The organism is Pontibacter rugosus, assembly GCF_042678745.1.
Lineage (GTDB): Bacteria > Bacteroidota > Bacteroidia > Cytophagales > Hymenobacteraceae > Pontibacter > Pontibacter rugosus.
In genome coordinates this window covers 1-7,964 of the sequence record NZ_JBHTLD010000216.1, presented here as the reverse complement: position 1 = coordinate 7,964, position 7,964 = coordinate 1, and the positions used below count along the sequence as shown (strand labels likewise).

Sequence of the window (7,964 nt, the reverse complement as noted above, 5' to 3'; positions counted from 1 at the left end):
TTCTTACAAAGCACGTAAATGTATGATATGAATAGAATATAACATATAAGCACCAGTATCGTAAAAATAATAGTAGCCGATATTTAGAAATCATTTTGAGTATCGGTTACAGACGTTCTTAATCAAAACATGAATTTATAACCTAAACAAGCACTTTATGAGAAGCTATGAAAATTCGGGGTATAACCCATTTAATGACAACGATACATCAAGGACAAGAGGATCAGCGAGAAACTATTATTCCGGCGATTTTGATATGAGTGACCGTAGACGTACGGGCTATGGTAGCTCAAGCGCTAGCGGCTATGGTAATCGCAACTCTGGTATGGGGTCTGGAATAGATGCTTATTCTAGCTCAGGAACAGGGCGCTCTACTGGTTCTGCTATACATGGATCCAGAGACAGCTATAGCCGAAGCGGTTCTAATTACGGACGTTCTGACTATGATTCAGACAACTATGGCTCACGCCATAACAGAGACAGAGACAACGATCGTGGTTTCTGGGACAAAGCCGAGGATAAAGTATCATCATGGTTTAGCGACGATGACGACAACCGCAGCAGAAGCGGCAGGTATGATCGCGACAACTACTCTAACTATAACTCCGGTCGTAATTACGACAGAGACAGAGACAATTCAGGAACATACAACAGCGGTGCTAGCTACAGCGGCAACTATGGCTCTGGTAACTATGGCACAGGCTATACTAACAGCAACTACGGGTCTAATTATGACAGCAACCGTTCCGGATCCGGCTTAGGAAGCAACTCAAGCTACGGCTCGTCTAACTATAACTCAGGCAACAGAGATAGCATGGGCTACAGCAGCAACAACATGGGCTCTAGCAACTATAATTCCAGCAATAACAACCGCTATGGCTCAAACTATGATCGCAACAACGATGACAGAGGTTTTTTTGATCGTGCCGGCGACGAAGTAAAGTCTTGGTTCGGTGACGACGATGCAGATCGCCGCAGAGACCAGGACTATGGCTACAGATCAGACAACCGTAACCGCTACGGAAACAACTCTGAATATGCAGGGAGCAAAAGCACCTACAGCGGACCTCCCTACTCTTACGGATCATCTTCGAGAAGAGACTATGAGTGGTAGTAACACATACAGAGGGCCATTTTATAATGGTTACCTGTGGTAGTTTTACCATAAGATAGTGGATCAACTCCACATTAAAAGCCCCGCTGCACATGCAACGGGGCTTTTATTATTAAATGGCAGCATATTCCATTAATTTGCAGCAACCAAAACCGCTTATGTGGCAATGGCTTTAATTTTAACTTTACATCTACATACTTATCATGCGGAAGCAGATTTTAGGGCTTGCCCTTATCTTATTGGCCGGAACAGCAAGTGCCCAGAGCATAGGCATAAAAGCCGGGCTTAACTATGCAACTTTTAAAGGCGAAGACGCCAACGGGTATGATTACAGACCAGGTTATACGGCCGGAGTAACTGCGCGCCATGCTTTCAACGATTTAGTTGGAATACAAGCGGAAGCGCTTATCACCTCTAAAGGTGCGAAAAGAGAATTCTCTACAAGTGGCGTAGAAACAGAAGAACGTCTAAGGCTCAACTACCTGGATATCCCCGTGCTGCTAAGCCTGCAAGCAAGCGGCTTATACTTTGAATTAGGGCCTCAGTTATCGTTCCTGCTGAAAGGAAAGCAGATAGTAGAAGCAACCAGGTCAAACTCAACCGTTACTACAGAAGTAGATATTACAGACAACCCCTACCCTATTGATTTTGGATATGCAGCAGGTGTGGGTTACCGTTCCAACAGCGGCATAGGCATAGGTTTACGTTATAATGGCGGCTTTAAAGATATCGATGATGAAGGAGCCTTTGAAGGACGAGAAAGACGGCACTCTTCTTTTCAGTTAACTTTAAGCTATACCACAGGTAGGTAAGCAGTAAACTGGTAAAGCAAAGAGGCCTCTGCTTGCGCAGGGGCCTCTACAAAATCAAACTCCACAAAAGGATTACTCTGCAGTTGCTCCTGCTGTTACATTGTAGATTTGCTCAAACTGCTGAAATTGCTCGTTCACCTTCAGGTCGCGCAGCAGGCCTTCTCTGATATCATACACTAAGCCGTGCAACTTAGGCGGGTTATCTGAAAGCATGGCGTTTTGGATGATAGATGTCTTCGCCAGGTTATGCACCTGCTCAATCACATTCAGCTCTACCAGGCGGCGAAGTCGCTGCTCCTCGTTTTCAATTTCTTTGAATTCACCCTGATGAAGGCGTATCACATCTTTTATGTTACGCAGCCAGTTGTCTATCAGGCCAAACTGCTTGTTGCTGGCAGCTGCCGCTACCCCACCGCAGCCATAGTGGCCACACACGATAATGTCTTTCACCTTAAGCACTTCTACAGCATACTGCAGCACAGATAGCATGTTGATATCAGAGTGTACCACCATGTTAGCGATGTTTCGGTGTACGAACATTTCGCCCGGGCCATGTCCGGTAATCTCACCTGCAGGCACTCGGCTATCTGAGCAGCCAATAAACAAGTAGCGAGGCTCCTGGCCTAAGGCCATTTTCTTAAAGTATTCAGAATCTTCGGCAAGCTTTGCAGCTACCCATTTTCTGTTATTTTCGAATATTTTTTCCATATGTATAATTTCTAATTCCTCTTTTGTAGCATTGCCAGGCATTGCTTAATGCATATCCATCACCTCAACCTCATCAATATTTACTAGCTCAACCTTAATATTGCGCTCATGGGCTGTTTTCTTAAACTCATGAATGGCCTCCAGCACATCATAATCTATATAAGCTGAGTTTTCACCGTCTATTATCACATGGCTATTCTCCGGCAGATGATCGAGTGTAAGAATGATACTGGCCTTGTTCAGGAAAGACACATGCTCACTTAGTTTAATACGAATCAGGTTTTTGTCACGATGCTCTTCCTTGTGATAGAAGTATGGTGATTTATAATTTGCCTTCAGAATAAAGAATACTCCCACAACAAGACCAACACAAATACCGATCAAAAGATCTGTAAAGAGTATAGCCAGCACAGTTACGATAAACGGAATGAACTGATCTAAGCCCAACTTAAACTGTGTCTTGTAAAGGGCCGGTTTGGTTAGCTTAAAACCTACCACCAGCAACACAGCCGCCAGGGCAGATAAAGGTATCTGGTTCATTAAACCTGCCAAAAACATAACTGACAACGCCAGGAACAAACCGTGTACGAAACTAGAAACGCGGGTCTGGGCACCTGCCGATACGTTTGTAGATCCTCTTACAATTACCGCAGTCATTGGAAGGCCACCTAAAAGCGGAGCAATAATGTTACCCACACCCTGTGCTTTTAATTCACGGTTCGTATCACTGCGCCGCTTATGCGGATCAAGCTTATCAATGGCCTCGATGCTTAGCAGTGTTTCAAGACTGGCTACAATGGCAATGGTGAAGGCTACAATGTAGGTAGCTGGGCTGGTTAGGCCACTTATATCCATAAACTTAACTTCAGACTTAAAATCGCTGATACTTCCCAGTACTGGAAGGTTAACCAAATGAGTGGGTGCAATAGCAAGTGCAGGCAAAAAGTTAATAAAGAGCATGTTGATAAGTATAGCCATCAACACAGCGACTAAAGCGCCCGGTATTAACTTTAAAAATTTGTTGTTCTTAATCTTCGGATTATCCCAAAGCAGTATGATAGCCAGCGAGATAGCACCAACAATGAGTGCACCAAACTGAATTGATGAAAAAGCGTGTCCTATTTCAGTGAATGTATTTCGCCCATCTGCCTGGAAAAAATCCATCTCACCAAAGAAGTCATCGTCTGCCCCCACAAAGTGAGGTATTTGCTTTAGGATAAGGATAAGACCAATGGCAGCCAGCATTCCTTTTATAACAGAAGAAGGAAAGTATAAACCGATCATACCTGCTTTCAAAAAGCCTAAGCCCAACTGAATGACACCTGCAATTAACACCGCAAGCAGAAAAGCCTCAAAAGAACCTAAGGTCTCTATACCATTCAGAACAATTACTGTAAGTCCAGCGGCAGGGCCACTTACAGCAAGCTGAGAACCACTGAGCCAGGCTACTACCACACCACCCACTATACCGGTTATCACACCCGAGAAGAGCGGGGCACCGGAGGCCAGGGATATACCTAAGCAGAGAGGAAGCGCAACAAAGAATACAACCAGACCTGCTGGTATGTCTTTGCTTAAGTTAGCAATGTATTTAGAACTACTTGATTCTTGATTCATTTTTTGATTCGTACTTATCAGAAAGGCAAACTGCTGGATATAAAAGCCTCAACAAAAGGCTCTTCAGTTAAATTCTTATAAATGTACTGCTACAAGATTAAGCTCGAATTAAAATGAGATTAAAATAAGATTAAAATCAATGGTAAGAGGGAATAATAAGATAAGCCTGTGGCAGTTTAATGGTCACATCAGTACCTTGGTTTAACTGTGAGTTCACAGAGATTGAGCCTTGATGCAATTTCAGAATTCGCTCTGCCAGAGGTAGTCCTATGCCATGCCCCATAATGCTACGCACGTTGTCAGCACGGAAAAAAGGAACGAACACATGCTTTAAATCTTCTTCTGCAATTCCAAGCCCTCGGTCACGCACCTGCAGCATCACCTGATGATTTTTAACAATAATATGTCCAACCACAGCCTGCTCATTCGGAGAAAACTTAATGGCATTTTCAAGCACATTTACCACAGCTATCAGCAACAACGCCTCATTCCCGCGCACCACAAGCCGATCCTCCTCATCAGGAAAGTTTGCAAAATCTATGTCGATACGGGCATTAGGCTGGCGCTTCAGGGCCTGATCCCGCGCCATCCACACCAGTTCATCAAAGCGTAATTCGGTTTTCTTGATTTTTGATGGATCAAGACTTGCCTGTGCAATCTGCAGCAAGCCATTTGAAAGTTCGGTAAGCATACGGGCATCTTCCAGGGTGCTTTGCAACACACGGTGATACTCTTCAGTCTCCCGGGGCTTCATCAAGGCTACCTCCAACTCTCCGATCATGGCTGTCAGAGGTGTTCTAAGCTCGTGCGAGGCATTGGACACAAAGGTGCTCTGCATCTCAAAGGCCAATTCCAGGCGATCAAGCATTTTGTTGAAGGTTTTTGCCAAATCAGAAACCTCATCTGTGCCTTCGGCATTGCTTAACCTTAGATGCAGATCGTTGGCACTTATCTTCTGCACTTGGCTTATTACCTTTATAACTGGCCTCATTGCCTGCTTCGAGAACGCCCACCCGGCACCCAGCACCACAACCATCGATCCCAGAAAGCCTACTACAAGTATAACTTTCAGGTGTTGCAGTTTTCGCAAGCTGTATGCATCCACCGACGAAGCCAGTACCACAAAATCACCTTGGTTATCCTGGTATCGGATAGCCACCACTTGCCTTACCCCCTGCTCGTAGGCCAATGCCCCTTTCTTCAGCACTTTCGCTGCTCTGGCTGGTGTAAACCCAAGCTCCCCCTCTCCTTCAGCAAAAATCACATTACCTGTGGCATCTATAATCTGAACCGCTTCATAGGGCAACTCCTGATAATAACTAATTTGGTTACGATGCCGCTGCTGTTCATTTACTTCATCTGCCTCTAGTATATGCCTGGCAACAATTAAGGCACGCCTGGAGATACGGCTGTAAAAATCGTCCTGCCGGTAGAGCGATGTGAAATAATATACAACCAGTGAAAACAGCAGCAGAATCAGTGCAAAGATACTGGCAAACTGCAGCGTTAAGCGAGACCGGATTTTCATACTTTATCCTGTTCTTTCAGCACGTAACCCATGCCCACTAATGTATGTATCAGTTTATTGCTATGCTCTTTATCTATCTTCTTACGCAGAAAGTTGATGTATACATCTATTACATTGCTGCCTGTGTCAAAAGATGTTTCCCATACCTGCTCTGTTATATCAACCCTGGATACAACCCTACCCTGGTTACGCAACAGGTAGTATAGCAGCGAAAACTCTCTGGCAGTTAAACTTATCAGCTTTCCGGCTCTGGTGACGGTTTTTTTAGACAGGTCTAACTCCAGATCAGCAATGCCTATTCTATCACCATTGTTATTGTCTGTACTCCGGCGCGACAAGGCGCGCAGGCGGGCCAGTAATTCTTTAAACTCAAAGGGTTTGGTGAGGTAATCATCAGCGCCGGCATCCAACCCTATAATCTTATCATCTGTTGTGCCCAGGGCGGTTAACATCAGTATGGCGACATGTTGTTTGTGCTTTCTTATTTCTCTGCAGGCATCAAGCCCGTTCATGTTGGGCAAAATAATATCAAGAAGTATCAGGTCGTACTCGTTCTGTAGTGCCAGCTTTACCCCTAAAAGCCCATCGTAGGCCTGATCAACCTCATATGCCTGCTCCTCTAAACCTTTCTTAATAAATGAGGCAACTTTAGGTTCATCTTCAACTAACAAAATCTTCATAGGCTATGGGGTATTCTTTTTTAAATTGCAGGCAGGTGCCGCACTATGCAAATGTACTAGGTGCACCCGAAACAGCAAGCAGGGCAACCGGCATACCAGTATATCGTTTTAATTCTTATGGCACATAACCACAATCATCAGGGCGGACACGGGCATCACCACCATGGCGCCAGCAGTAATATAAAAGTAGCTTTTTTCCTAAACCTTGGCTTTACTATCTTCGAGTTATTTGGTGGGCTCTGGATTAATAGCATGGCTATACTCTCTGATGCCCTGCACGATCTGGGCGACTCTCTCTCGCTCGGTTTGGCCTGGTATTTTGAGAAAGTATCAAAACGGGGGCGCAATCAGAAGTTCACGTTCGGCTATAAGCGTTTTTCATTATTAGGTGCTGTAATTAACTCACTTATACTACTGATTGGGTCTTTCTTTATACTTTGGGAAGCCATACCTCGCATCTGGAACCCACAGGAAGTAAACGCCACTGGTATGATGGGTTTTGCTGTAGTTGGCATACTGGTGAACGGCGCTGCCGTTTTACGATTGAAAAGCGGAGCATCACTTAATGAGCGTGCCGTCAGGCTACATCTTATGGAAGACGTACTAGGATGGGTGGCAGTACTGATAGGCGGTATCATACTTTATTTTTATGATGTACCCTTTATTGATCCGCTTTTATCTGTTGCCATCACAATTTACGTGCTGTATAACGTAATCGGAAACCTGCGAGACACAACTACCATCTTGTTGCAGGCTTCGCCCCCACACATAAAACCTGCCGATGTAGAGGCGAAGCTAAAAGACATACAAGAGATAAAGTCCGTGCACGACCTGCACATCTGGACCCTGGACGGTAGTTATAATGTATTAACCATGCATGCCGTAGTTAGCACAGACTTGCACCCGCAAGTAGCGGAAGATCTGAAGAAGCGCGTCCGAAGCCTCATGGCTTCCATAGACATACAGCATGTAACTATGGAGATGGAGGCTCAAAATGAAGAATGCAGCCTGCAAGGCTGCATCTGAATCCTAATTCTGGTTAAGAAGCACTGCCTCCCGTATCAGATCTGCAAAGTACATTTCGTCAATATCTTCTATCGAGCGAATTTTAACATGCGGATGCTGGCCGTTTCGGCTTACCAGGCGGCGATGCGGGTCTGAAAGCTCTTTGCCTCTGAAAAAACCAAAGTGGATACCACTGCGCGAAGAGGCAAAATAGCAGACCGGACCATAGAAGAAGTAACAGGCACAATCCCAGCGCACACATTCTTCCAGGTGAGCTACAGAGGAGGTGATGATTCTACGAACCTCCTGTGCCAGCAAGCGCTTCTCAGGAGATAAATTTTCGATATATTCGTCTACTTGGTTGGTTGTTGTTTTGCTTCTCATAAGGGGTTTTTGATCTGTAAAGTAGAAACACGTAAGCACATGTATATACTATATTTTAAATATACGTTAAAATCGCATTTACTGTTGCTACATACGTATACTTTATAAAATCTAAT

The 7,964-nt window shown here is 44.7% G+C and carries 8 protein-coding genes; 3 read left to right on the top strand and 5 right to left on the bottom strand.

What is annotated here, in order from left to right:
• Window positions 1-157: 157 nt before the first annotated feature.
• Both ACFQ2O_RS18040 and ACFQ2O_RS18035 read left to right on the top strand, forming a co-directional pair.
• Window positions 158-1,114 (top strand): SWFGD domain-containing protein, encoded by a 957-nt coding sequence (locus ACFQ2O_RS18040; protein WP_377531125.1) that lies wholly within the window; start codon window positions 158-160, stop codon window positions 1,112-1,114.
• A gap of 203 nt (window positions 1,115-1,317) precedes the next feature.
• Window positions 1,318-1,926 (top strand): porin family protein, encoded by a 609-nt coding sequence (locus ACFQ2O_RS18035; protein ID WP_377531123.1) that lies wholly within the window; start codon window positions 1,318-1,320, stop codon window positions 1,924-1,926.
• Between the two features lie 72 nt (window positions 1,927-1,998).
• Here the strand turns inward: ACFQ2O_RS18035 and ACFQ2O_RS18030 are convergent, their stop codons facing one another.
• The 4 genes from ACFQ2O_RS18030 to ACFQ2O_RS18015 all read right to left on the bottom strand — a co-directional run bounded on the left by ACFQ2O_RS18030 (window position 1,999) and on the right by ACFQ2O_RS18015 (window position 6,459).
• The gene (locus tag ACFQ2O_RS18030) at window positions 1,999-2,634 is read right to left on the bottom strand and encodes a carbonic anhydrase (protein WP_377531121.1); all 636 of its coding nucleotides are present in this window, start codon (window positions 2,632-2,634) and stop codon (window positions 1,999-2,001) included.
• A 45-nt stretch (window positions 2,635-2,679) separates the two neighbouring features.
• Entirely contained in the window at window positions 2,680-4,251 is a 1,572-nt protein-coding gene (locus tag ACFQ2O_RS18025; protein ID WP_377531118.1) for a SulP family inorganic anion transporter, read from the bottom strand.
• 136 nt (window positions 4,252-4,387) lie between these two features.
• On the bottom strand, window positions 4,388-5,779 hold the full coding sequence (locus tag ACFQ2O_RS18020; protein WP_377531115.1) for a HAMP domain-containing sensor histidine kinase: 1,392 nt from the start codon (window positions 5,777-5,779) through the stop codon (window positions 4,388-4,390).
• Window positions 5,776-6,459 (bottom strand): response regulator transcription factor, encoded by a 684-nt coding sequence (locus ACFQ2O_RS18015; protein ID WP_377531112.1) that lies wholly within the window; start codon window positions 6,457-6,459, stop codon window positions 5,776-5,778. Before ACFQ2O_RS18015 ends, ACFQ2O_RS18020 begins: the two co-directional genes overlap by 4 nt.
• Window positions 6,460-6,576: 117 nt before the next feature.
• On the opposite strand from ACFQ2O_RS18015, the gene ACFQ2O_RS18010 reads away from it, so the two are divergent.
• A complete protein-coding gene (locus ACFQ2O_RS18010; protein WP_377531110.1) occupies window positions 6,577-7,485 on the top strand; it encodes a cation diffusion facilitator family transporter in 909 nt (302 codons plus the stop codon).
• 3 nt (window positions 7,486-7,488) lie between these two features.
• Here the strand turns inward: ACFQ2O_RS18010 and ACFQ2O_RS18005 are convergent, their stop codons facing one another.
• On the bottom strand, window positions 7,489-7,848 hold the full coding sequence (locus ACFQ2O_RS18005) for a DUF1801 domain-containing protein (RefSeq protein WP_377531108.1): 360 nt from the start codon (window positions 7,846-7,848) through the stop codon (window positions 7,489-7,491).
• Window positions 7,849-7,964: the final 116 nt, after the last annotated feature.

What these genes read in the sequence shown, in the direction of transcription:
- ACFQ2O_RS18040 (WP_377531125.1), top strand. Translation starts at nt 158, where the DNA reads ATGAGAAGCTATGAAAATTCGGGGTATAACCCATTTAATGACAACGAT.
- ACFQ2O_RS18035 (WP_377531123.1), top strand. Translation starts at nt 1,318, where the DNA reads ATGCGGAAGCAGATTTTAGGGCTTGCCCTTATCTTATTGGCCGGAACA.
- ACFQ2O_RS18030 (WP_377531121.1), bottom strand. Translation starts at nt 2,634, where the DNA reads ATGGAAAAAATATTCGAAAATAACAGAAAATGGGTAGCTGCAAAGCTT.
- ACFQ2O_RS18025 (WP_377531118.1), bottom strand. Translation starts at nt 4,251, where the DNA reads ATGAATCAAGAATCAAGTAGTTCTAAATACATTGCTAACTTAAGCAAA.
- ACFQ2O_RS18020 (WP_377531115.1), bottom strand. Translation starts at nt 5,779, where the DNA reads ATGAAAATCCGGTCTCGCTTAACGCTGCAGTTTGCCAGTATCTTTGCA.
- ACFQ2O_RS18015 (WP_377531112.1), bottom strand. Translation starts at nt 6,459, where the DNA reads ATGAAGATTTTGTTAGTTGAAGATGAACCTAAAGTTGCCTCATTTATT.
- ACFQ2O_RS18010 (WP_377531110.1), top strand. Translation starts at nt 6,577, where the DNA reads ATGGCACATAACCACAATCATCAGGGCGGACACGGGCATCACCACCAT.
- ACFQ2O_RS18005 (WP_377531108.1), bottom strand. Translation starts at nt 7,848, where the DNA reads ATGAGAAGCAAAACAACAACCAACCAAGTAGACGAATATATCGAAAAT.